Here is a 24858-nt window from a genome sequence, read left to right as displayed (position 1 = left end):
GCGGATGCTGGTTCAATCTCATTCGCCTGCCGGCATGCCAAAAACGCAGTTGTCCTGGCTTGTGAGCAGCCTGCCTCAGGTTTCGCGCGAGGTCGTGAGTTTCAGGGCAATACCAAAGGAAACTTTACTGACCACCAGTGAAAGTAAAAAGGCAATCGGCCAGGCCAGTAGGAAACGCTCGAGCCAGATACTCAGCCATTGTGCGTTAAAGCCTAATTCGATAAAGCTGAAAATGCCGGTCATTAAGAACGCCATCATTAATGAAATGAGGAACTGAGCAATAATAATGGTTTTTGGGTTTTGCATGGTTTCATCCAAGTCATGGATGATGCTTAGGACATGATTAAATACACCGCTGCACCATCCTAATTAAAGGTTAGTGCCGTGGGTTCGCCAATCGCGACTAGATCTCACCGAGGGGGGAGGGCCGGAATAACCATACCGACCTAAAATTTTTTCGACGCGGGATGTTAAATAAAATGGTGATCCGGGTCAAGCTTTTGCTGTGTTCATGCAATGCCTTGTTGCTACCAATGAATGCATCCTTGAATATGATTTAACTATCAATTCGTGTTCTAACTGACTGAAATTATTAAAAAGTAGTGATATGCTATTGAACAATAAATGGGTAAAATAAGGTCGACTCCCGTGTGATAAAAAGGGATTTTTTCTTAAGAAGCTGTTAGCTAGCCCAGCAGGTTTTATGAATATTTTAATACATTTTTTATTTTTTATTTTACTTTCGACAAGCGCTTTCGCAAAGGTTTGTAAAAAGGGGCAGCCCTGTGGTAACTCATGCATATCTTGGAATAAAACATGTCGTATAGAACAACCAACTTTATTTACTCATCAGAACCAAATAGCAAATAATAATACTGGAGAAGATGTTCCGACTGGTCGTAAAATTAAGGACAGTATTACTATTGAGGCTGAATTTGGTTGTATGGTTACATGGACTGCTTTGGTTGATTTTCATCTATTCAAGAAAAATGAAGAAGAAGTTATTAATGATGCTTTATATAAAATTAAGCTTAAGTCGGAATTTAACAATTAATCGACCAAAATACAGTGAATGAATTAAGGGTTATTTACAGAAATGCACTTAATAAAGATTCTATCAAAGCATTAGAGTTGGAAAAAGTGCAAAAAGATGTGGGATCATTCCGTGGTGAGTTTATGAAAAGTTGCGTAATACAAACAGTAAAGATAATAGCTATACGCAAGGATAGCTAACAAATAAGAATGTGTGTAGAAACAATTCCCCGAAATTTAGCAGTAGTCAAAATTATAAATAATAAAATGGTCGTCTCAACTATTTGACCGTGTAAATAATCATAGATTTTTATTATGGGTGTCTAAATTAACTGCGCTTTTAAAACTGTATTTAACGGAGAAAGTTTTGAAGATAAAACGTAATAACAAACAATGTGAACTGGATGGGCCTTTAGCTTTGCATGAAGCCATGCTTGAAGCTGACTTGAATGCAAAGCTATTCAGAGCCACAGATCCCATGTTTATGGAATCTGTGGGTGAAATGGTCACTCGAATAAATGAAATGAATGACATTCACGATAAAGGTGAGTTTGAGTCACTTGTTGAGGACGCTTGCCGAGAGCACTTGTTCTTTTTAAAGCTTGAAAATCAAGACAATGTTGTTGAGCTTCACTTTGAAAACAATGAAATTACCATCACTAATTCAACAGCCAATGAAGTCTCTGCATTGCTCGAAATTGCGGCTTCTCTAAATGCTGAATTACTGAATGAATTCGGTCGGCTGATCCCTCAACCAGAGAGTCCAAAAAAATCATTCTGGCGCTTGTTGGGGCTGAAATAAAATTACGGAGTCGCTTATTCCAAGCCGCAAAATGGCAGCAATGGTCTGAACAGGTTTTGGCTTTCGTCAAAAACAACAAAGAAACAACAACAAAAAACAAGATACCCACTTCAAGGCTCAGTTAATGTAAATAACCGTAGGTTTTTATCATGGGTGTCTAAATTAAATTTTTGTCAGAAGCTGTTAATTACTTGGAGAAAATTTGAAAGGTCGAATATCAAGATTGACAATAGTAGATGTATGTCTTGAAGGTGTTGTATTGGCACAAAACGAATACTGTGATATGTCTGGCGGGGACTGGGTTTGTTGGGCTCCTGAGTACTTTATAACAACAACTGTTGCGCGGTGTTTGCATCAAGCAAAAGGCAATAAGTATGTAACGATTGAAAACGGTGCATACGATGCTCTTGACTATGCTGGAGCTGTTGGTAAAGGTCGAATTCATAGAGATATACGATCCGGCGGACGTTTTGATCTTCTACTTTGGTGGGCAAAAGGAGCTCCTAGAGCCGTAATTGAAGTAAAGAACAGAGTATTTAATAAGACACAATATGAATCAGATTTAAAAAGAATTACTGGCGTTCTAAAACGAAAGAAGTTGCAGTCTTCAATAGAATTTGGTGCATTTACTTTTTACTCTGCTGCCGATGACTCGTCTACTAAAAGGTCGCATGAGATATTGGAACAACGAATTGAAACTATTCAGAATAACGCTCAAGTAATTGTTGGCGATGACTTCAACGCAACTTTATACATAAGTGACATAGAAAATTAGGTAGACATCCATGGCAACTCTTGAAATGACACGAGTTGCCTTAGCAGTCTTCTAAACCGCTATATTATCGGTCAGTTTCATTTGTCATGATTCTTCTGTTTTGGAAAGCATTGCAGCTAAGGGTGTCGAGCTAGTTTGTTGAAGCCGTCTGAAATACTGAATATCGCTACTTTCACTAGCAGAGTATTATGGCTAGGCATCAGAAGCATAAAGGATATGACTGTGAATATTGGATTTTCAGTATCAGATTTAACAAAGCGTAATTAATTTTACTCCAATGCGCTTACTACATTGGGCATTAAGAAGATAGTGGCGTTTGATGGCGCGAGAGGTTTCGGAAAGAATGGAAAACCAGAGTTGTGGTTTGGGAACGGTCGCCTACAACAGTCACCTATACATGTTTCTTTTACTGCTGATAGCCGAAAACAGCTTGAGCCATTTTATGAAGCAGCTTTGGCTTCTGACGCTTTTGTTATCGATACTGATAAGTATAATATTGAGGCGGTACGCCGCAGTACTGAATAATGCCTTTCATTGGCTTGAGCTTGGGATAAAAATGGAAGGAAACTAATAGCTGGTTTGGTGTTTGGGTCTTTTGAGCCAGAAGGCGCTATCAGTAAGTGAGGCAGTTTATTTTGCTATGTGGATTTTTTTAAGCTTTTGTCTCAATGGAAAAAAAATGCAGTTTGCAAGCGGTGAACGTAAGTGGGTTTTAAGGTGGTTATCTATCGAGTCGCTTTCAATTGGAAATGTCCAACTTGGTGCGATTTGCAGGGTGTTGTGAGCCAATTCAGTGAAACACTCAACGGAAAATGTCCAGTTTGGAGCGATTCGTCATAAATATGCCTAAACAAAAACCTTACAAGATATTGGCGGGATGGCTATAGCAAAGACCTATATAATACAATGTGTTGTATATACATGTAGCTGTGGGCTCGGGCAAGGTGAGCGATGAGTCGGTTGGAAATGTCGCAAAACTGTATAAGTTAAAGAGTCTGTGAAAAGAAAAAAGGAGATGGCTTGTTATTTGCTATGTCATATCAATTAGTTACCTAACAACTTAATATGAAGAGGATCGAATGAAGAACAAACTCTATAAAATAGGCCTGCTCTCTGCGGCGATGCTAGCTTCTTGTTCGCTGTATGCTGGAGAAAGTAAAAGTACACTCAATGTTGCATTCGAACTTGCAGCAACGGGCTTTGACCCTGCGAAAGTTTCTGATATTTATTCCGGTAAAGTCATTGAAAATATTTACGACTCTTTACTCACCTATGACTACCTTGCTCGCCCGATTAAGCTTATTCCTAATACCATTGAAGCCTTACCAACTATTACGAATGACGGAAAAACCTATACTTTTAAAATAAAACCGGGGATCTATTTTGCAGATGACCCCGCGTTTAAAGGTAAAAAGAGAGAGCTGGTTGCTGCTGATTACGTTTATTCCTTGAAACGGATATTCGATAAAACCATTAATTCGCCACAGAGCTATCTGGTTGATGGCAAGTTTGTTGGTACCGATGAAATGGTCACCCAAGCTGGTAATGGTGCGCTGAATTACGACACGCAGATTGAAGGTATTAAAGCGTTAGATAAATATACCTTACAATTGAACCTAACCAGCAAGAACTATAATTTTGCGACTATTTTGGCAATGCCTACTTTTGGCGCTGTTGCACGAGAAGTGATTGAAGCCAATGCCGCAAATACCAATGCGCATCCGGTTGGAACCGGTCCATACATGCTCACAGAGTGGAAACCGGGCAGTAAAATTATCCTAGACGCAAACCCAAATTTCCGTAAATCGGTGTTTAATTATCAGCCTGATCCGAGCGATCCAATTTCTGTTCGGGTTGCTCAAGAGATGCATGGTAAAACTTTGCCACAAATGCAGCACATCAACATTAGTATTATTGAAGAGGAACAACCCGCCTGGCTTGCTTTTTTAAATAATCAGCTTGATCTGAATATGATTCCCCAACCCGCGCTGAAAGAAGCGTTAGTGATGAATCCTAACGACCCGCTGGATGTGAAATTAGCACAAAAATATGTGGATGAAGGCATTACCCTGCAACGTAGTAAAATACTCGAAATTGTATTTTACTTCTTTAATATGGAAGATCCCGTTGTTGGCGGCTATACCCCGGCTAACATTGCATTACGCCGTGCAATTGCCATGGGTTTTCCGATTAATGAAACGATTGCCAGAATTCGTCGTGGGCAGGCGGTTCCTGTAGAATATGCGATCCCAGAAGGGGTTGCAGGCCATAATCCTAAAGTAAAAAGTTCAGTGAAATATAACCCAGCAAAAGCTAATGCATTATTGGATGCAGCGGGTTACAAAATCGGTGACGACGGTTACCGTACCCTACCGGATGGTTCGCCATTATCGGTTCAAATGGGAACCACCACTTCCGCTGTTGACCGCGAATGGAATGAATTTTGGCAGCAAGATTTTGATTCGCTTAAAATAAAACTCTCGTTCAAACCCGGTAAATGGCCTGAATTGTCAAAAGCCAACCGTGAAGGTAAATTGCAGATGTGGGGATTGGCATGGAGTGCCGACTACCCTGATGGCGAGAATTTCATGCAGATGTTTTATGGTCCCAATAAAGGTGATTCTAATTTTGCAGCGTTTAACTTACCCGCCTTTAATAAAGATTATGAGGAAGCGTTAAGCCTGCCAAATGGAGAGAAGCGACAGAAGCTTTATGACCATATGAATAAACTGGTTGTACAGTACCAGCCCTACATTTTTGGCGACACGCGGGTACGTAGCTATGTGTCTCACAAAAATGTTCATGGCTATAAAACCCATCCAATTATGCAAGCTCCTTGGCGTTACATAGAAGTAGACAAATAACTGTTCTATTTCATCTGTATTATTCAATACAACTCACCATGAGGTGCGTTGTATTGATGTTTTTTTGCTCGAGGAGACTGCATGCTTTCTTATGTTATTCGCCGCAGCTGGCAAATGATCCCCACCTTGCTTGGGGTGATGTTGCTACTGTTTACACTGTACACCCTGGTTGGCGGTGATCCATCTTATATTTTGGCAGGGAAAAGCCTGAGTAATGAGATGCTGGCCAGCATTCATGCTCAATTAGGCTTGGATAAAAGTCTGCCTGAACAGTTCTGGATTTTTGTTAAGCAAGTGATCAGTATGGACTTTGGCACCTCTTGGTCAACCCAACAGCCTGTCTCTGAGATCATCAATAGTCGCATTGGTCCATCGGTGATGCTGTTGTTGACTTGGCAAATGTGTTCACTGTTTTTCTCACTGCTGTTTGCCGCATCTGTCGCTTACTACAACGGCAGCGCTTATGATCGTGCTGTGACTATTATTTCAACGGTTGCAATGTCGATCAGTATCTTGGTGTATATCATCGCCGGGCAATACTTTCTTGCCTATAAAATGCAATGGTTTCCAGTGTTCGGCTGGGGCAATGATATGTGGCAAAACTTCCTGATTTATATACCGCTACCGCTATTGATTGGGGTTGCCGTGAGCATTGCACCAGACACGCGCTTTTATCGTACCTGTTTTGTTGAAGAGATGAACAACGATTACGTTCGTACTGCGAGAGCAAAGGGTTTGTCGGAGAGAACCGTTGTTTTAAAACATGTGATGCGTAATGCACTGATTCCGATTGTTACGGGAGTGATGTCTTCCTTACCTTATATGATCACTGGGTCGGTGTTGATCGAACGGTTTTTTGGTATCCCCGGTTTAGGCAACGAAATACTAAGAGCAGTTAATGCCAGTGATTTTCCTGTGATTAAAGCCATTACCATCTATCTCGTGATTACCATTATGATTTTTAATCTGCTTGCGGACTTGATTTATAAGCTGGTCGATCCACGCGTGCAATTAAATTAGGAATGTAAGGTAGGGAAGAATAGACCGTGAAATATCAAACTAACGATGTTGCTATCGAACTAGAAAATGTGGTGCAACAAGAAGATGCCCATACCCGAAGTTTATGGACGCTCGGCTGGCAACGGCTAAAAAACGACAAAGTCGGTTATATTAGCTTGATGATTGTCAGTTTATACTTATTGTTATCACTCGCTGGATGGATGAATCTTGCGGGTGAAAATTGGCGCGAAGAAATTGCATTACCCCATGCACCGCCAAGTTTTGCGACTTGGGAAGCGCGTGGCGCTGAAGTCAAAGCTGTTAGTTATTCGGAATCTCCGAGCGCTCAAAATGAGATTGCCGATGCTGCCGACGACCCTTTGGCGGCATTGATGGCGGAAGCCAGTTCGAATGCCGAGCAATATGAAACCGAAACCATAGAAAAAGCCCATTCTCTTATCTTAGGGGCGGATGGTCGTGGACGCGACATTTTACAAAAAACCATTAAAGGAACTTCAGTGTCGGTGACTGTGGCGCTGTTTGGCTCTTTTTGCGCGATTATTATTGGTACTATTTTAGGCGCGATTGCGGGTTATTTCGGTAAGTGGGTTGATGATCTGCTGATGTGGTTTTACAGCATCTTTACTTCCATTCCCGAGATGTTATTGCTGTTATCTTTTGCGGTGGTGTTTTCTCGAGGCATTGATACCTTGATCATCATCTTTGCCGTGACTTCATGGACATCGGTATTTCGTGTGATGCGAGCCGAGTTTATGAAACATAAGCATCGTGAGTATGTGCAAGCCGCGGATGCCATTGGTGCGGGCCATGTTCGCAAGATGTTTTTGCATATTCTTCCCAATGTGAGTCACTTGTTATTGGTGCAGTTTTCCATTCTCACGGTGGGGATGATCAAATCGGAAGTGGTACTTTCCTTCCTTGGATTTGGGGTTGATATCACCCAAACCAGTTGGGGGGCGATGTTAGCGGAGGTGCCAGCAGAGTTGATACAAGGTTATTGGTGGCAAATGATTACCGTTACTGTATTTATGTCGATTCTGGTGACTGCATTTAGCTTATTGACCGATAGCTTGCGTGACGCATTAGACCCTAAAGTGAAGTAACGGTGGAGAATATAATGGACAGTTCCTTACTCAATGTTAAAAACTTAAGCGTTGATTTTAGATTGGAAGATGGTCGTCTATTTCACGCCCTAAAAAGGGTTAATTTCGAGATCCCAAGAAATATGACCGTTGCGCTGGTTGGTGAATCAGGGTCTGGAAAATCAGTGACTTCAATGGCGCTTATGGGATTATTACCAAGTTCTAATACCTTAATTTCTTCTGAAAGTGAGATAGAATTTGATGGCAGCGACGTGTTAAGCATGTCGAAAAAATCTTTACGTAAATTACGCGGTGGCGATGTTGCGATGATTTTTCAGGAGCCGATGAGCTCGCTCAATCCAGTGTTCACCATTGGTAACCAAATCATTGAAACCTTGTTGCAACACAAAGACATTAGCAAAAAGTCCGCGAAGCGCAAAGCGATTGATTTGTTGACCGAAGTGGGCTTGCCCGATCCGGAAAATCGTATTCATGCTTATCCACATGAATTATCGGGTGGCCAGCAACAACGGGTTATGATCGCGATGGCGATTGCCTGTGAACCCAAGCTGTTGATCGCCGACGAACCAACCACGGCGCTGGATGTGACGATTCAGAAACAGATTCTGGATCTGTTGGCCAAAATGCAAAAAAAGCACAAGATGTCGGTGTTATTTATCACCCATGATCTTGGCGTGGTCGCTGAATTTGCCGATCAAGTGATTGTGATGCGCCATGGTGTGATTTGCGAGCAAGGAGACATTAAGTCTATTTTTACGCAACCGCAGCACCCATACACCAAGGCCCTTTTGAACTGTCGTCCAACACTTGACTATAGACCCGAGCGACTGGCTGTGATTGATGATTTCCTGCAAGACGAGCCCTATCAGCTTCCCTCAGAGCGAGCCCGAGGATATCAGGAAACGGGAGAGGTAGTGCTTGAGGTGAATAACCTATGTAAGTACTTTAATATTAAGACAGGATTGTTTCATCGCAAGCAATTAAAAGCTGTGGATGGGGTGTCCTTTCAATTACAACGTGGTAAAACCTTAGGCATCGTAGGAGAGTCTGGTTCGGGTAAATCTACCGTGGGTCATACCATTATGCGTCTGCTTAATGCGACGTCTGGGGATGCTTTTTTTAAGGGAGAAGAAATTCTGGGAATGTCCGATGAGGCGTTTAAACCGCTGAAACGCCGGGTACAGATTATTTTCCAAAATCCTTACGCTTCTCTAAATCCGAGATTTACGGTCGGCCAAATATTGATGGAACCGATGTTACTGCATGGGATTGGTCAGGATAAAGCAGACCGTAGACAAATGGCTGAATCACTTTTAGAGCGGGTGAGTCTGCCCAAAAGTGCATTTAACAAGTATCCCCATGAATTTTCTGGAGGTCAACGTCAACGGATTGCGATAGCCCGCTGTTTAACCTTGAAACCCGATGTGCTGATTTGCGATGAATCGGTTTCCGCCCTCGATGTGTCAGTTCAGTCGCAGGTCTTGAATTTACTCCAAGACTTACAAGACGAGTTCCAAATTTCTTATTTGTTTATTTCTCATGACTTGTCGGTGGTTAAACACATCTCCGATCAAATTATGGTAATGCAACAAGGCAAAGTTGTTGAGATTGGTGATTCAGACCGTATTTATGCCGATCCACAACATGAATACACCCGAAAATTAATTTCTGCGATACCTAAAGACCCAATGAGAGAGGCGGCTTTATTTGCGTAGCCGCCACTTCTTAACCAAAATAAGCCTCCTTAGGTTAATGCGGGGCGGCTTGTTTTAAGGGCAATGCGGGCTGATTATTGGGAGGATGGTTCAAGGACTTGTCACTATTTGAGTTTTGCGTTAGATCTATGATCAAGCGACATATTCAAACTGCTTAGTGGGCGCCACTTTTATAGGAGGTGTGTTATGCCAAACTCATCCGTATTTAGTCAGTTGTTTAAAGTTATGCTTTGTTTGTTATGGGCCGTTACGTGGTGCGTTTCGGCGGCTCAAAAACTGCAACTACAGGCCAGCAAAGACTATATACTGCAAGTGGAAAAGCTGGTTCAGCTGCCCGGTACGCCCTGGGCAATGGCTTGGTTAAACTCGTCGACCTTACTGGTGACCTTACGTCATGGTGAGTTACTCAGTGTCGATCTCACTAAAACCCAGGCTGGTCAGCAAGCGTGGCAAAAAATATCGGGCTTGCCCGCCATTTGGGCGCAAGGTCAAGGTGGCTTACTAGATGTGGTTAAAGGCCCCGACGGCTGGTTTTACTTTACCTACAGCAAACCAAAAAACAATAGCGGGGTCACCAGCTTAGCCAAAGCCAAGATTGTGATAAATGACTTTGGCCAAGTGCAGATGATTAACTGGCAGGATTTGTTGGTCACGGATTCTGTGAGCGCTACCAATCGCCATTATGGTAGCCGTATCGCATTTGATCCCCAGCAACATATTTACTTCTCTATTGGCGATCGCGGAAACAGAGATAACGGGCAAAATACTCTGAACCACGCCGCGACTATATTGCGCTTGAACCTCGATGGTAGCGTGCCGAGCAATAATCCATTTGTGGCGAACAGCAAAGTCGACGACGCCATTTATAGTTATGGTCATCGCAATCCGCAAGGCTTGGCTTTTGACCGAAAGTTCAATCGCTTGTGGGCAATAGAACACGGCCCTCGTGGTGGCGATGAGCTTAATTTAATTGAAGCAGGAGGGAATTACGGCTGGCCGCTTACCTCGCATGGTCAAGAGTATTGGGGGCCGCTCAAGGTGGGCGAGGCTGAAACCCTAGCGGGTATAAATTCGCCCCTTAAAGTGTATATTCCCTCTATTGCACCCGGTTCGTTACTCAGTTATACAGGCGCCGCCTTTCCAGCCTGGCAAGGAGATTTATTCAGTGGGGCGTTAAAACTGCAACATCTGAATCGCATCATTATGAACCAACAGGGCATGCCTGTGGGAGAAGAACGTTTATTTGAAGACTTGGGCGAGCGAATTAGAGCCTTAACGGTGGATCCACAAGGTTATCTTTACTTCACCGCTGATAGTGGCAATTTATACAAAATAAGTCCCAAGTAGTTGTTCTCGATAAGCATTCTAACTTGAGATCGCTGTTCGGAGCATGATTAAGGGAAGTTCTTTGTGTGTCTTGTTATGCACGCTTAAAGACTCGTTACGGGTGAGTCCGTCTCGAAGTCTGTTATCCAAGAAAGATAGAAAAAGGGGACAGCAATGTGTCCCCTTTAGATGAAGCCAGTGTTAAACGGTTATGCTTAGTTCGATTCGAAAGCACCGATATCGGGCGCTGAGCCGTTGTAGCTCAAACCAACATTGGTCCCTGCATCAATTAAATCACTGTCACTTTTCAGGTGGAAGAAATCAACCACTGGCAGGCTACCATCATCTTGACGGTCAGCCAGTAGGTCATCCACGTTCAAACTTACAAAGTCAGAAGAAGAGGTTGATACATTTTGCCAGCCGTTTTTACTGATGCTTGTTGATGCTGCGTCAAGTTTGTCACTACTGTCACCATCTAAAGAAATACTGTTTTTGATGGTGAGTTTTTTAAGTTGACGACTACTGCCATCACCTAAACCATAGTTGCGTGCATTCTTGTAGGATATCGCATTGTAGATGGTGACTTCACCACGGTTACTGTTTTGGTCGTAACCGTCAGCCGTGTTATCGGCAGAGATGGTGTTAATGTAAATGCCGTTGTGGGCAAGATCTTTATTGTCACTACCACCCGTTTTAAAACCGTTACCGTCGCCCACACCTTCTGAACCATTCTTTTGATAACCGTTTCGGATCATCCAAGAATATTCATGGGTTGTGGTGATGCTGCTGCCGTTGTCACGCAAGTATCCATCAAAACCATCATCTAAGTTCTGCCAAGCACGGCAGCCGTAGAAATAGTTACCGGTACCCACACCTAATTTCGCCGCAAAACCATCCGCATTTTCTAATGAAGAGTCTGCATTGTAGTAAGAGTCTGAATTTTTGATGAAGTTGTACGCAGCATTGCTGTCTATTTGTAAGCCAGTATCGGCATTTTCATAGAAAGCCATAAATTCAACTGTATTGTGCGATCCAGTCATATGCATACCGTTGTCACCGGCTTTTTTAATATCAAAGCCGTAGATGTGCCAGTAATCGGCTTTCATTTCGATACCGCGGTTTGAACCACTTTCAGACATTGCAGAAAAATCTAAGACGGGTCGGTTATCCCCTGGGTATGCACTGAGCACAATGGTTTTAGAGGAGGAGCCATCGTTGTCGATAATAATTGGCGAAGACGGTTTATAAGTGCCACTACGGATGTAAATCACATCACCAGCGCTGGCTTTATCAATTGCACTTAATAGACTACTTAAGCTAGATACGACGGTTGCGCCGCTCACGGTACTCTTAATAAAAGAAGGGTAGCCGTTGGTTCTAGGCTCGCTGTTGGCTCCTGCATATTTGGCTGCGTCGGCCGTTGGGGCAGCAGCAGAACTAGACGAATCACCGTTAGAGCCACCAGAAGATGAAGCTTTGGGAGTGGCACTAAACATCGATGAGTTCGAGTAGCCGCCATCACTGTTGGTATATTTAACCCAGAAGTAATAGGTTTTGCCGTTTTGTAGACCGGAAGCTGTGTAACTCAGGGTGCTTGGCGACACGCTGGCAATGCGAGTTCGACCAGAAGGATCACTGTCGGTATCTTGGTAAATTTGGTAATTTGAGTTGGTATTCGAGTCATTCCAACTTAATTTGACGATGCCATCTCCAGCCGAGCCATTGAGCACCACGCTTTCGGTCACCGCTGAGCCAGAACAACTGCTGGTTACAGGCTCTAGCCACCAACGTTGGGTATCGGTATTGCTGTCGTTTTCTTGGCGAACATTTGAACCGTTACTGGTACCGTTAGCACTTAAAGATAACGACGACTTTTTATTTACAATTTTGTAAGCACCTATGTAATCACCTGAGGTGGCTTGCTTGAGCTCCCATTGTTGATTATCGCCAAAATCATATGCTTCTTGTCGAACCGTTGCACCGTTGCTACTCGAGCTATCTTTAACGCTCGCCGCATAATCGGTGTTGGATGCTTGAATCGTCCAATAATGAGTGCTGGATTGGTAGTTTAAATAGAAGCGTTGCGAGTTTTTTCCTGCATTGTTTTCAATTGCTACATTTGCATTTTCTGAATCTGATTCTGCGGCAAGCAATAATTCAGAACCAACATTGACTATTTTATATATAGCGCCGTCAACAGGTTGGTCTTTACAGTATTCTGCGGCTTGAATGTGTAGAGCTAAGGGGAACAGGCTGACACCTGTCACGAGGCTTGATATTATTTTTTTGGTTCGTAATCTATTCAAGTTTATATACTCCATTTATAAGTTCAATTGTGTAACCGAAGTTTTATTTATAAGTGATATTTTCGGTGTGAGTAATTTATCAAATACAAGCTTTTATTTTGAGATCTTGAACGCATATAAGAGTAAGCATGTGTGATTTATGCATGGTTTTTGATTATTTATAGTATGAAAATACTTATTATATAAATAGTGAACAACCTTGTTTGTTCATATAAATGAAAGACAAAGTGAATGGGTTCATTTGAACACCAGGTGTGAGTTTTTATCTTATCTGTCAGGTGCATTATTTCATATAAAAATCAATATTTTATAATCGATCTTGGTTGTTGGCGAAACTCGCTGGATAGATTCTTCCAGAAATTTTTTATACCTCACTTGGTGTTATGGCAGGTTGTTTGTGTTACCTCTTTATTTATTTCCTTACTAATTTCCAAGAGTTAATCTTTAAGTGATTGATTTATTTGTTTTATATTTTTTGAAATCAGTGGTCTTTTGTTTTTATTTTTTTTGAAACGTAACATCTTGCGCATAAATTATTAATTTTTATTCTTATTGGTTTTATAGAATATGGGTTAACTCTAAGCTGGTTAGACTATTTGCTCTAATAGCTGGGCGCGGAGGTGAACAGTATTTAACAACCCCCTTGATGAGTGGGCATTTATTAGTAGTCACTTTAAGTTATTTGATTTTTATAGCAGTTTTGCTTGACGCTTGGCTTTGATATGAGTGGATAAAGATTGTTTTATATTATTTCGTGTGATCTTAGTTTGTTTTATACAAGAGCTGTCCATTAATACGTAGGGCCTTGGCTGTTTACGCTTTGTCGCAGGAGTCTCACTGTTTATTGTTCAATCAATGGTTGAAGCATCGATACGCGTCCCTAGAGTTTGTTGGCGCGGAGCCATCAGCTCTGCTTGCTTATATTTAACCGCGTAAGGCTCGGTTTCATCGATGAAAGCATGCTGCTGTTTCATCTCACCATCATTGATCTTTAACTGCTTGCTAATCGTTTATTGTCTTATCTTTAACATTATTGTACACATTTTTAACTATTTTGTGCGGGTCATATGGTTTTGGCTTAGAATTATATTTAGTTAAACGGGTCTGTAGTCTGATGATGGAATGGTTAATTTGATAAGTTTTCCCAGTGTGAAAAAGTGGCTGGTGACCCGATGCCCCAGTTTTTTCCGATAGCTTATTCGTTGTTTTGAATTAAGGGGGTTAATGAATATGACAAAATCTGTTTTCTTTTTTTTGCTGATGTGCTGGCTGACTTTACCTGTTTCTTTGTTGGCGCAAGCTCAGACTTTGCTTAGAGTTGCCTCCCCTGAGTTTCCGCCTTACGTCTATAAGCTTGAAAACGGAGAAGTTGGGGGAGTGGTCTCGGAAATCGTGGCCGAAGTATTTCAGAACATGGGCGTTGATTACAAGAATACCATCTATCCGTGGGCAAGAGCCTTGCGTATGCTCAAAGTTGGCCAAACGGATAGCCTTTATACGATTATGAAAAGCAAGGATAGAGAGGCGCTTTTTCATTACCCGGATGAACATCTCTTAGATGCCCAATGGGTGTTTTTTATCCGTAGAGCTGATGTTGGAAAACTTAAATTTGATTCTTTTGAAGATCTAAAGGGGAAACGAATTGGTTTAGTGATTGATGTTAGATACAGTGAAGCGCTCTGGGAATTTGTCAAAAAAGAAAATAATTATGAACTGGTCGTCGGGGAAGAATTAAATTTTAAAAAGTTGGTTGCAGGGCGGGTTGATTACATCATCAGCGATTATCTTACGGGAATGTTTTTAGCAAAGAAACGTGGTATTGAAAATAGTGTTGCAGCCCTTACTGCTAATCCCATCGACTCTACGCATTTCTATATCGCGTTTAATCAGCTAAATGTTGAGCGAACATTCGTGAAGCTGTTTTCTGATGAATTGAACAAATTTAAATCGGGTGCTCGGTATAAGCAAATCCTGCAAAAATACAATATTCCCCAGTAAGTCTTTTGAGCGGAAATAGTGGGATCAAATTTGAGCTGCCAATCGAAATCTCGTTTAAGGCTTTAGTTTATTTCTGTTTTTTACAATTGCTGATCTTTCAGCCAAACCGCAGCTTCTAAGCGTGAGCGTAAGTTTAATTTCTTGAGTAAGTGTTTTACATGGACTTTCACGGTGGCATCCGTAATTCGTAGTTCTTGGGCAATCAGTTTGTTACTCATGCCTTTGGCGATCAATATCAGAATTTGGGATTCTCGACCAGTTAAGCTTTCCAGTAAGTTTTCATCTGGCTGTTGCTTGGGTTTGTGCCATGATTGGGCGAGAACTTTAGTCAGACGATCAGATAGGGCCAGCTTTCCCAATACCGCTTGTTTAATGTTTTCAACAATGTCTTCTGGTTCCATATCTTTGAGTAAGTAACCGTCGGCTCCATTTTCAATGGCGGCTAATACATCATCTTCGGCGTCAGATACAGTTAACATCACAATGCGAGCGGTGATGTGTTGTTCACGCATTAAACGAACGGTTTCTAAGCCATCCATACCTTGCATATTCAGGTCTAAAATAATTAAATCAGGATCATCGTGAAGTGCCCCGATGATGGCGTCCGAGCCATTGTTATATTCGCTCAGTACCACCAGATCATCTTCCATGGCAATCAGTTGCTGTAAGCCTTTACGAAATAGCGGGTGATCATCGACTAACATCACCGTTGCTGCATTTGTACTCACATTACACTCCTTGTCACAAGTTCATTCGGCTTAACGCTATTCAGGCAGGTTAAGCATTTTTCTCGACTTTGCTCAGATAATTTGGCAGGAAAGTTAGACCGACTTCGGTCCCCATCGTATCAGGGGAGCGGATGGTTAATTCGCCATGTAAGGAATGACAACGCTCCTGCATAATTTCTGTTCCATAATGGTTTAATTTTAGCGCCATCTCTTTGATACCAATTCCATTATCTTTGATCAACAATTCAATTGATTTATTTGACTTTTCAATCAACGATATGCTGACCAACGAGCCATGGGAGTGCTTAATGGCATTTTGTAAGGCTTCTTTGGTGATTTGTAAAATATGAATGGCTTCACTGGGCTCAAAAGGTACGTGCGTGCAGTCGTAGTCAAGGCGAATATCGATGTCACTGCGCTCTGCGAGGGTTTTGATGGTATCGGTCAGTGCTGCCTTTAAGCCACCATTGCCAATTTGCAAACGAAATGTCGTGAGCAGCTCGCGCAATTGTCGATAGGCTGAGCTGAGGCCTTCCTTAAGCTCTGCTACCGGTTTGCTCACCTGTTCTGGAACATCAACATCTTGTAGGCCTTTTTCGATACGGGTGACTTGTATTTTTAAATAGGACAAGGATTGTGCTAATGAATCGTGCAGCTCGCGGGCGATGATCGACCGTTCGTCCAATAAGGCGATGCGTCGTTGTTGATTGAGTTGCTCGGTTAAGCTTAAGGCGATTGCGAATTGATCGACCAGGGAATGTAATAAATTCTGTTGCCAGTCTTCTAAGGGAGCACTGGGATCATCTGCTACGATAAGTTCGCCAAATTGGGTATTGTTCCGCTCGATGATAAAGGTGCTGATCGCTGCAGATTCAGAGTGCTGCTCTGGAGGGCTTTGGTGGTCAACAATAATATGTTGATAGGGCAACTGATAGTCATTGGCGAATAGTTTGAGCTCAATTTTTTTTCGTTCGCTCACTAAACATAATTCCTCAAGAATAGCGCGAAAAGCAAGCTGGCCGAGATGCGACTGATTTACCTGCTGAGCCACGTTATACAGAAAGGTTAAAATTTCATTGTTTCTACTCAACTGGATGGTTTTATTGTGGATCCGCTGTTCAAGGTCTCGATGGATTGCTTGAATACTGTCGTGAGCCTGATTGATGGTTTGCGACAACAGCCCCAATTCGTCTTCACGTTCAATATGACAGCGTTTACTCCAATCTCCCTTGGATGAGGCTTCGGCAACCGCAGTTAATGCCTTGAGTGGTTGTGCAATATGTCGATGAATCGAATACAAGGATAAACCAATCAGCAGCAAAGTAATCGACAGCATTACGGTTTGAATTATCTTCAGTAGAGCGAGGCGCTCTTCTAGTACTTGTTGATAGCCGTAAACCAGCAGGTCAATGTTCTCGACGAAGGATTCTAAGGTGGGCAAAAATCGCTCTAAGTCGAAATGTTGATCGGCATTGGCTAATTGCGGCTTGATCACGGTTTGCCAGCTGTGACGAATGGCTTGGTATTCTTGTTGTAGTTCGATTTCGTTAAAACGTATGAAATCCTTTTTAAGAACCGGGTCGCTAAATAAGGTTTCGAAACGTTGTATCAGAGCTTGTACTTTTTGCTGGTTTTGTTGATTGGGCGACTTTTGTAAGGTGGCGGCTTGGGTCGTGATCCGGTAGCTCATCATGCGTAGCGAGCCCGAGAGGTTGATGGCTTTTCCGTCATTCTCGCTGATTTGAGACATATACATCGAAGAAAAAATGCTGATGAATGCCATTAAAATCACGCTAATCATCATCGACGTAATTCGAAGTACAACGGAGCGACCAAATTTATGAAACACTAATGCAACCATAGCAATGTTTATTGTATTCTCTGTGATAAAAGTAAAAGCCCTTCGATAACCGAGAGCACACTAGCGAATAAGGCCAGACATTTCCAAAACAACAACGGATTTCGTTTTAATAAAGGTCTATTTTCTGTTCGTTTAGATAGTGCCATATTAGGGCTATAAATATCAGTGATAAAATCCCCCAAGGCTGAGTAGCGCTGATTTGGCTGGGGGGAAGTGGCTTTTGCAAACGCTAAATCCACCCATAAGGGGATATCAGAACGGTTCTGTTGCATTGGCCGATAGGCCCATTTTATTTGTCTAGCGTGTTGGATATTTTGTTGTGATGAGCTTTTAAAAGGCAGGTTCCCACATAACATTTCATAGCCGATCACGGCGACGGAAAATAGATCCGAGTAAATTGTGGCTTGGCCTGTATTTATGTATTCTGGTGCGGTGTAATTCACCGAACCCAAGGGGAGCACTTGGTTTACTTCAGGCAAGGCTTCCAAGGCGCCTTTAACCTCGACCGTGCCAAAATCTATAATTTTTACCAAATTGCCGGGCATCAGCATAATGTTTTCTGGTTTTAGATCTCGATGAACCATATCGGCGCGCTGCAAAACCCGTAAAGCAGCAATCACTTCTTTCAATATTTCTCTGACGGTTCTTAAGGACGGGCAAGGGTTATCAAGCATCCACTGGCGTAGCGTCACCCCTTCGATATATTCACAGATCTGGTAGAGATAGTCGCTGGTTGCGGGGCAAGGATACATCTTCATGATGCGAGGGTTTTGCAGTTGAGAAGCAATCCAATACTCGTTGGCGAATCGCTGGAGGGTCGCGCGCTCGTCTTGTGCATTCAGTGAAGGGACTTTAATGACTCGTTTTTGATTGGCAATCTTATCCATTGCCAGATACAGATGGCTTCGACTGCCTTCGTAGAGCACTTTCAGTACTTGAAAATGGTCGATAACATGCCCTTCGCTTAGTGCTGGTGGGATGTTTCTAGCTAGTAGTATTTGTTGGTGTTCTAACAGATCATATTTGCTTAAGTTGAGTATTTCAAAAGCAATGCAGCTGGTATTATCGCTGCTGCCTCGTTCCAGCGCCGCCTGACATATTTGCTCGCTGAGACAGGTTATTGGCAGTGACTGGCAAAGTAACTGCTGTAATTGCTCATCTGGAATAAATTCGTGAACCCCATCGGTGGTTAGCACAAATCGATCGCCTGCTTGAAGTAAACAGCTTTGATAGTCGATTTCTAGGTGCTCATCCATTCCCAAGGCGCGTGTTAATACCCCGTTTGTGCCAATGCCAATCCGTTGATGATCCCGAGTCAGCAGGGTTAGTTGCTGATCTCTATATCGATAAATTCGGCTGTCTCCTACGTGAAATAGGTGGGCGGTATTTGATTTAAAAATAATCGCGCTGAATGTGGTGATCATGCCATTGTGTTGCAGATGGGGTTTTCCTTGTGAAAAGAGCCAATAATTTAGAGGTTTGAGAATTTTCATCACCGCATGTTTCACACTCCAACTGACTGGTGTTGAATAGTAGTCGCTGACAAATTGAGTGACCGCAGTATGGCTTGCACGCTGCCCTTGTTCACTGCAGCTCACGCCATCAGCGATGCATCCAAGAATGCCCTTATAGGTGAGTTCATCGCTGCTCAATGGCGATTTGACGATAAATGCATCTTGGTTTTGATCGCGGACCCCTTGGCTGGAGTGACCGGAAAAACTTATCCAATTCGCCCCTTCTGCGCCCAACATTCGCTGTATTCCTGACTCACTCTGGTTCATAAATTGGCTCGTAGATAAAAGCTCGATGGGCTTGCCATTCGAGCTCTGAGTGTTTTATATCAATCGCTTGGCGATGATGTCGCGATATTTAGTTGGAAACATCGATTAAAGTGACACTACCATCATCGTTTACTTCAGCGATTTTACCGTTTGGCTCTTCCATAAACATCAGTGCGATAAAGCCGACAACCGCGGTACATGCGATGACATAAAAGAAAGTCTGATATTCCACAAACGAAAGAATGGTTAAATAGACTACCGCTCCCACATTACCATAAGCCCCGGTCATGCCTGCAATTTGTCCAGTCATACGACGTTTAATCAAGGGCACCGTGGCAAATACCGCGCCTTCACCCGCTTGTACGAAGAATGAGCACGCCATGGCAGCGGCAACGGCTAACCATAAAGGCCACTGGGCATTGACATTTCCCATCAGAAAATAACCCACGGCTAATCCGGCGGTTAAAATCAGCAGGGTAAGCTTGCGACCAAATTTATCGGAAATTAAGCCACCGCCGGGTCGCGACATTAAATTCATGAAGGCATACGCTGAGGCAACCATCCCGGCGACCACTGGCGACAGTTCGAAGGTTTCAGAGAAAAATAATGGCAACATAGAAATCACCGCAAGCTCAGAACCAAAGGTGGCGAAGTACAGTAAGTTTAATACTGCCACTTGTTTAAATTTGTATTGATGGATCGCTTCAACAGGTTCCACAAATACCGATTTATTTACCTTCCATACCTGATGAGCATCGAGGACATAAAGCCCAATTAAACCCATATAGATTGAGTTGACGATCCATTGCTCTAGCATCCCCACACCACCCGGAGATAATTTCCATGCCAGTAAAGCAAGCACCGCATACATCGGTACTTTCATGGCGAGTAACAGGAAGAAATCACCTTTGGATGTCACTTCCATGGCCGACAGGTGCTTTGGTTTGAAATAGGTCGCCCCTTTAGGGGTATCGCTAACGTTAAAGAAGAATACAAACGAGAACAACAAACTCATTAAACCAGTGATAGCAATGGCATAACGCCAACCGTCATCTCCACCCAAAATTAGCGCTAGTGTTGGCAATGTAAACGCCGCAGCGGCAGAGCCGAAGTTCCCCCAGCCCCCATAAATACCTTCAGCCATCCCTAGTTGGTGGTGAGGAAACCACTCAGAAACAAGGCGGATCCCAATCACAAATCCAGCACCGATGAAGCCCAATAAGAAGCGAGCAATTGCCGCTTGAATAAATGAGTCGGCAAAAGCAAACATAAAGCAGGGGATGGAACAAATGGCTAATAGGGCCGAATAAACGATGCGAGGCCCAAATCGGTCAGTAAACATGCCTATCAGGACTCGGGCGGGGATGGTTAACGCCACATTTAGAATTAGTAAAGTTTTGACTTCTTCCGTTGATAATCCCAGCGAGACTTTTACCGCTTGCAGCAAAGGTGCAAAGTTAAACCAAACTACGAAAGTAATAAAAAATGCCATCCAGCTGAGATGGAGGGTTTTCATTTTTCCTTGAAAGGAAAGGAGTGAAATTTTTGTGCTATCCATAATATTTCCCTATATAACTAGTATTTTTTAGAACGCGACATCTCGCCCATGACTGAAGCCTGGGTCAGCTTGTTCAGTTCTTTATGGGGGATGAGGTTGTCTCGTCTATTGTTTGATTTCGATAGAACCTTGACTGATTCGAACTTGATAGGTGTGTAGTTGAATTTCTGGTTGTTCCAGACACTCTCCGGTATGCAGATCAAAGTGCTGTTTGTATAGGGGGGACGCGACACACAGGCGGTCGTTGATGGTGCCAATGATGCCGCGGGAAAGTACGTTGGCTTTCCCAAAGGGATCGAAGTTGGCAATCGCGTGTACACTGTTGGTTCGGCTGCTGAGAAAGATCGCAACCTGATTATCGCCAACTTTGGCGCATACACCGGTGTTTGGTGCAATATCTTCGCTCTTACAAATCGTGAGCCAGTTATCCATGGCATATTCTCCTCAGGGCTGGTGGTATTAATCAACGGTGGCAACGTCAATTGCTAATTGGTTTATCTTGAGATCAGGACATTTCTGCTGGCGAATGCTGATAAAGCGCTGGTTTTCATCCCGCTCGTCGCTGTTAATGAAGTGATTAAAACGTTTTAATTTGTCGGGTGACTCAAGGGTGGTTTTCCATTCACACTGATATTGACTGATGGTGGCGGCCATGGCCTGTTCTAATTCGGCGTTCAGGCCGAGTTTATCTTCGATAATCACTTGCTTGAGGTAGTCGATGCCGCCTTCTAGATTTTCTAACCAGACAGAGGTTCTTTGGAGTCGATCGGCGGTGCGTATGTAGAACATTAACAGGCGGTCGACATATTGGATCAGCGTGGCATCATCCAAATCAGTCGCGAAAAGATCGGCATGTCGGGGGCGCATGCCGCCGTTGCCGCAGACGTATAAATTCCAGCCTTGGTCTGTGGCGATGATGCCAATGTCTTTGGATTGCGCTTCGGCACATTCCCGGGTGCAACCCGAGACGGCAAATTTTAATTTATGCGGAGAGCGTAAGCCTTTATAACGGTTTTCCAGATCAATGGCGAAGCCCAAGCTATCTTGCACACCATAACGACACCAGCTGTTCCCCACGCAAGATTTAACCGTTCGCAAGGATTTGCCATAGGCATGACCCGTTTCAAAACCGGCATCCACCAGACGCTGCCAGATTTGCGGCAAGTCGTTGAGTTGAGCGCCAAATAAATCGATGCGCTGGCCACCGGTAATTTTGGTATAAAGCTGAAACTCGCAGGCCACCTGACCAATGACAATTAGTTTTTCGGGAGTGATTTCTCCGCCAGGTATTCTTGGCACCACTGAATAGCTCCCGTCTTTTTGCATATTGCCAAGGTAGATATCGTTGGTATCCTGTAGCTCGATATGCTGATCCTGCAAAATATACTCATTCCAGTAGGAGGCGAGAATAGAGCCCGCCGTGGGTTTGCAGATCTCACAACCTAAGCCTGAACCGTAGCTTGTGAGCAATTGCTCAAAGGTTTTGATTTGATTGACCCGAATCAGATCACTCAATTCCTGGCGAGAATAGGCGAAGTGTTCGCAAACGTGGTTGTTCACTTCAAGTCCTGATTTTGCCAGTTCGCTGTCTAAGACTTGCTTGGCCAGCGCACTGCAGCCGCCACATCCGGTGGAGGCATTGGTCATTTCTTTGAGTGCGGCCATCGAACTACAGCCTGCAGCAACCGCCTGTTTAATGTGGCCTTTGCTTACATCGAAGCAGGAGCAAATCACCGCACTGTCGGGCAGCGCATCAACACCTAAGCCTGGCGACTGATCTTCGGCAACATTGGGCAGGATCAGTACCGATGGATTTTCCGGCAGTGCCAAGTTATTTTGCTGTAGTTGTAAAATATTGCCGTAGGCTTGAGTATCGCCAACCAGCACTGCGCCAATAATTTTTTGTTTATCTGCCGAGACAATTAGTCGCTTGTAGATTTGTTCAATATCGTCTTTGTAGGTATAGGAGAGTGCCCCCTGCGTTGCGCCATGCACCTCGCCAATGCTGGCTACATCGATCCCCAGTAACTTCAATTTGGTGCTCATGTCGGCACCGGTAAATTCTATGGGCTCGGGCTGACCGAGCAAATGCTGGGCCGCCACCTTGGCCATTTGGTAGCCGGGTGCTACCAGACCAAAGATACGCTGCTGCCATAGGGCACATTCGCCAATGGCGTAGATATCCTCGACATTGGTTTGGCAGAAATTGTTAATCACGATGCCGCCACGGGGACCAATCTGAATATCGGCATTTTTGGCTAAGCTATCTTGAGGACGGATCCCCGCGGAGAATACGATCATATCGGTTTCGAGATAAGAGCCATCGGCAAAATTCATGCGGTAGCGAGACTGTTCGCCGTCAATGATTTCGGTGGTGGCTTTAGCGGTATGTACCTGCACGCCCAATGCTTCGATTTTATGGCGCAGTAAGTCGCCCCCATCCTGATCGAGTTGTACCGCCATCAAGCGTGGGGCAAATTCTACCACGTGAGTCTCTAATGCCAGATTTTTGATGGCATTGGCGGCTTCCAGTCCCAACAATCCACCGCCGATAATCACGCCAGACTTGCAGGACTGACTCGCCAAGGCGATGGCATCGAGGTCTTCGAGAGTACGATAGACATAACAATGCTCCCGATCATGACCGGGAATAGCCGGTACAAACGGATAGGAGCCGGTTGCCAATATCAGCTTGTCGTAGGACTCTTCGCGTCCCGAGGCGGTTTGGATAGTTTTATTGCTGGGGTGAATCGCAGTTACTTTTTCATTTAGCAGATAATTGACCCCGTGCTGTTGATAATAGCCTTCGTTGGTTAAGGCCAGATCGTCCGCTGATTTTCCGGAAAAATAGGCGGTTAACTGGACCCGGTCGTAAGCCAGGCGAGGTTCTTCTGAGAAGGTCAGGATCTCCAGATCTTCGGCTTGGCTTTGCAGCAGCTGCTCGATAAATTTGTGACCAACCATGCCGTTGCCAACCACGATGACTTTTTGCTTATTCATGATGCAAATTCCTTTTTAATTAAATCGACTCATTGACCCGAGGTTTAGGCGATTAACGAGAGTTGTTGTGTTGCTGGGCTGGAAAACTGGAGAAGATGGTCTTGCTCCAGAGTTGCTAATTGCGAAGCAAGCGTCACCACTTTGCCAATTACAATCAGCGCAGGAGACTTTAGCTGATGTTTGCTGGCGAGGTTTTCCAAGCCATCTAATTGACCGATAAACTGTCTTTGTTTGGCGGTGCAGCCATTTTCAATGATGGCGACCGGCGTCGCCGGATCCATGTCGTAGCGCATTAATTGAGATTGGATCAGCCTGACTTTGCTTAATCCCATATAGATAACCAGGGTTTGCTTCAATTGTGCTAGCGCTTGCCAGTTCACATCGAGTGACTGTTCGGCATGCGCAGTTATAAAGCTGCAGCCTTGCGCAAGGCCTCGGTGGGTGAGGGGAATGTTGGCGTAAGTTGAGCAGCCAGAAGCTGCGGTAATGCCCGGCACCACATTCACTTGAATACCGTGTCTGGCAAGATAGAGCATTTCTTCACTACCGCGGCCAAACACCAAAGCATCTCCGCCTTTGAGGCGACATACCCGGTAACCTCTTTGGGCATAATCGCGGAGAAGACGGTTGATTTGATCCTGCTGATAGCTGTGCTTGCCTTTGGCTTTGCCGACGCAGATTTGTTCTGCCCCAGCGGGGAACTGCGTTTGTATATCCTGACTGACCAGCTTGTCATACACAATCACATCGGCAGCCTGAATGGTTTTGAGTGCCTTTAGCGTCAGTAGCTCCGGATCGCCCGGGCCTGCGCCGACTAAAGAAACCACACCATAAAGTGATTGATTGACATGCATTGCGGCCACCACTGCGTTTTATAAAATTCATATTTCACTCAACGCAATATGAGTGCCAAGGCTAGATAAAGGTTCGTTTTGTTTTTTTATTTATTGTTGTTTATCAACTGTTTATATTGTTTGCTTTTGAATTTC

The 24858-nt window shown here is 43.8% G+C and carries 20 protein-coding genes; 10 read left to right on the top strand and 10 right to left on the bottom strand.

Features of this window, described 5'->3' with window-relative positions; all coding sequences use genetic code 11:
* Positions 1–75: 75 nt before the first annotated feature.
* The gene (locus ACRRS1_RS13540; protein WP_432452636.1) at positions 76–306 is read right to left on the bottom strand and encodes a DUF2798 domain-containing protein; all 231 of its coding nucleotides are present in this window, start codon (positions 304–306) and stop codon (positions 76–78) included.
* A 397-nt stretch (positions 307–703) separates the two neighbouring features.
* Here ACRRS1_RS13540 and ACRRS1_RS13535 point away from each other — a divergent pair, with 397 nt between their 5' ends.
* The 9 genes from ACRRS1_RS13535 to ACRRS1_RS13495 all read left to right on the top strand — a co-directional run bounded on the left by ACRRS1_RS13535 (position 704) and on the right by ACRRS1_RS13495 (position 10658).
* Entirely contained in the window at positions 704–1054 is a 351-nt protein-coding gene (locus ACRRS1_RS13535) for a hypothetical protein (RefSeq protein WP_432467607.1), read from the top strand.
* A gap of 297 nt (positions 1055–1351) precedes the next feature.
* Positions 1352–1834, top strand: a complete 483-nt coding sequence (locus ACRRS1_RS13530; RefSeq protein ID WP_432463447.1) for a hypothetical protein — start codon at positions 1352–1354, stop codon at positions 1832–1834.
* Positions 1835–2036: 202 nt separating this feature from the next.
* On the top strand, positions 2037–2609 hold the full coding sequence (locus tag ACRRS1_RS13525) for a hypothetical protein (RefSeq protein WP_432467608.1): 573 nt from the start codon (positions 2037–2039) through the stop codon (positions 2607–2609).
* A 309-nt stretch (positions 2610–2918) separates the two neighbouring features.
* Positions 2919–3134, top strand: a complete 216-nt coding sequence (locus ACRRS1_RS13520) for a hypothetical protein (RefSeq protein ID WP_432467609.1) — start codon at positions 2919–2921, stop codon at positions 3132–3134.
* A gap of 554 nt (positions 3135–3688) precedes the next feature.
* Complete coding sequence (locus ACRRS1_RS13515) at positions 3689–5473, top strand: ABC transporter substrate-binding protein (protein WP_432467610.1); 1785 nt, start codon at positions 3689–3691, stop codon at positions 5471–5473.
* Between the two features lie 81 nt (positions 5474–5554).
* Complete coding sequence (locus tag ACRRS1_RS13510; protein ID WP_432467611.1) at positions 5555–6493, top strand: ABC transporter permease; 939 nt, start codon at positions 5555–5557, stop codon at positions 6491–6493.
* 26 nt (positions 6494–6519) lie between these two features.
* Positions 6520–7596 carry an ABC transporter permease gene (locus tag ACRRS1_RS13505; protein WP_432452644.1) on the top strand — a complete coding sequence of 359 codons (1077 nt, stop codon included), beginning with the start codon at positions 6520–6522 and terminating at the stop codon, positions 7594–7596.
* 14 nt (positions 7597–7610) lie between these two features.
* Positions 7611–9311 carry an ABC transporter ATP-binding protein gene (locus ACRRS1_RS13500; RefSeq protein ID WP_432452645.1) on the top strand — a complete coding sequence of 567 codons (1701 nt, stop codon included), beginning with the start codon at positions 7611–7613 and terminating at the stop codon, positions 9309–9311.
* A 186-nt stretch (positions 9312–9497) separates the two neighbouring features.
* Complete coding sequence (locus ACRRS1_RS13495; protein WP_432467612.1) at positions 9498–10658, top strand: PQQ-dependent sugar dehydrogenase; 1161 nt, start codon at positions 9498–9500, stop codon at positions 10656–10658.
* 194 nt (positions 10659–10852) lie between these two features.
* On the opposite strand, the gene ACRRS1_RS13490 is transcribed toward ACRRS1_RS13495, so the two are convergent.
* Positions 10853–12943: an RICIN domain-containing protein gene (locus tag ACRRS1_RS13490; protein ID WP_432467613.1), complete on the bottom strand. Its 2091-nt coding sequence runs from the start codon at positions 12941–12943 to the stop codon at positions 10853–10855.
* 848 nt (positions 12944–13791) lie between these two features.
* Positions 13792–13917 (bottom strand): hypothetical protein, encoded by a 126-nt coding sequence (locus tag ACRRS1_RS13485; protein WP_432467614.1) that lies wholly within the window; start codon positions 13915–13917, stop codon positions 13792–13794.
* A 250-nt stretch (positions 13918–14167) separates the two neighbouring features.
* On the opposite strand from ACRRS1_RS13485, the gene ACRRS1_RS13480 reads away from it, so the two are divergent.
* A complete protein-coding gene (locus ACRRS1_RS13480) occupies positions 14168–14941 on the top strand; it encodes a substrate-binding periplasmic protein (protein WP_432467616.1) in 774 nt (257 codons plus the stop codon).
* 80 nt (positions 14942–15021) lie between these two features.
* On the opposite strand, the gene narL is transcribed toward ACRRS1_RS13480, so the two are convergent.
* The 7 genes from narL to cobA all read right to left on the bottom strand — a co-directional run bounded on the left by narL (position 15022) and on the right by cobA (position 24723).
* Positions 15022–15669, bottom strand: a complete 648-nt coding sequence (narL, locus tag ACRRS1_RS13475) for a two-component system response regulator NarL (protein WP_432452650.1) — start codon at positions 15667–15669, stop codon at positions 15022–15024.
* A 49-nt stretch (positions 15670–15718) separates the two neighbouring features.
* Complete coding sequence (locus tag ACRRS1_RS13470; protein WP_432467618.1) at positions 15719–17518, bottom strand: type IV pili methyl-accepting chemotaxis transducer N-terminal domain-containing protein; 1800 nt, start codon at positions 17516–17518, stop codon at positions 15719–15721.
* A gap of 20 nt (positions 17519–17538) precedes the next feature.
* Complete coding sequence (locus tag ACRRS1_RS13465; RefSeq protein WP_432467619.1) at positions 17539–19311, bottom strand: protein kinase domain-containing protein; 1773 nt, start codon at positions 19309–19311, stop codon at positions 17539–17541.
* Between the two features lie 88 nt (positions 19312–19399).
* On the bottom strand, positions 19400–20869 hold the full coding sequence (locus ACRRS1_RS13460; protein WP_432467620.1) for a NarK family nitrate/nitrite MFS transporter: 1470 nt from the start codon (positions 20867–20869) through the stop codon (positions 19400–19402).
* 105 nt (positions 20870–20974) lie between these two features.
* Positions 20975–21301 (bottom strand): nitrite reductase small subunit NirD, encoded by a 327-nt coding sequence (gene nirD / locus ACRRS1_RS13455; protein ID WP_432467621.1) that lies wholly within the window; start codon positions 21299–21301, stop codon positions 20975–20977.
* Between the two features lie 27 nt (positions 21302–21328).
* Complete coding sequence (gene nirB / locus ACRRS1_RS13450; protein ID WP_432467622.1) at positions 21329–23869, bottom strand: nitrite reductase large subunit NirB; 2541 nt, start codon at positions 23867–23869, stop codon at positions 21329–21331.
* A gap of 44 nt (positions 23870–23913) precedes the next feature.
* Complete coding sequence (gene cobA, locus ACRRS1_RS13445) at positions 23914–24723, bottom strand: uroporphyrinogen-III C-methyltransferase (protein WP_432467623.1); 810 nt, start codon at positions 24721–24723, stop codon at positions 23914–23916.
* Positions 24724–24858: the final 135 nt, after the last annotated feature.

Source organism: Agarivorans sp. Z349TD_8, from assembly GCF_050870825.2.
In the GTDB taxonomy this organism is placed as follows: domain Bacteria; phylum Pseudomonadota; class Gammaproteobacteria; order Enterobacterales; family Celerinatantimonadaceae; genus Agarivorans.
Note: the sequence above shows the minus strand (reverse complement) of the source record. Positions and strands in the feature narration are given on the sequence as shown.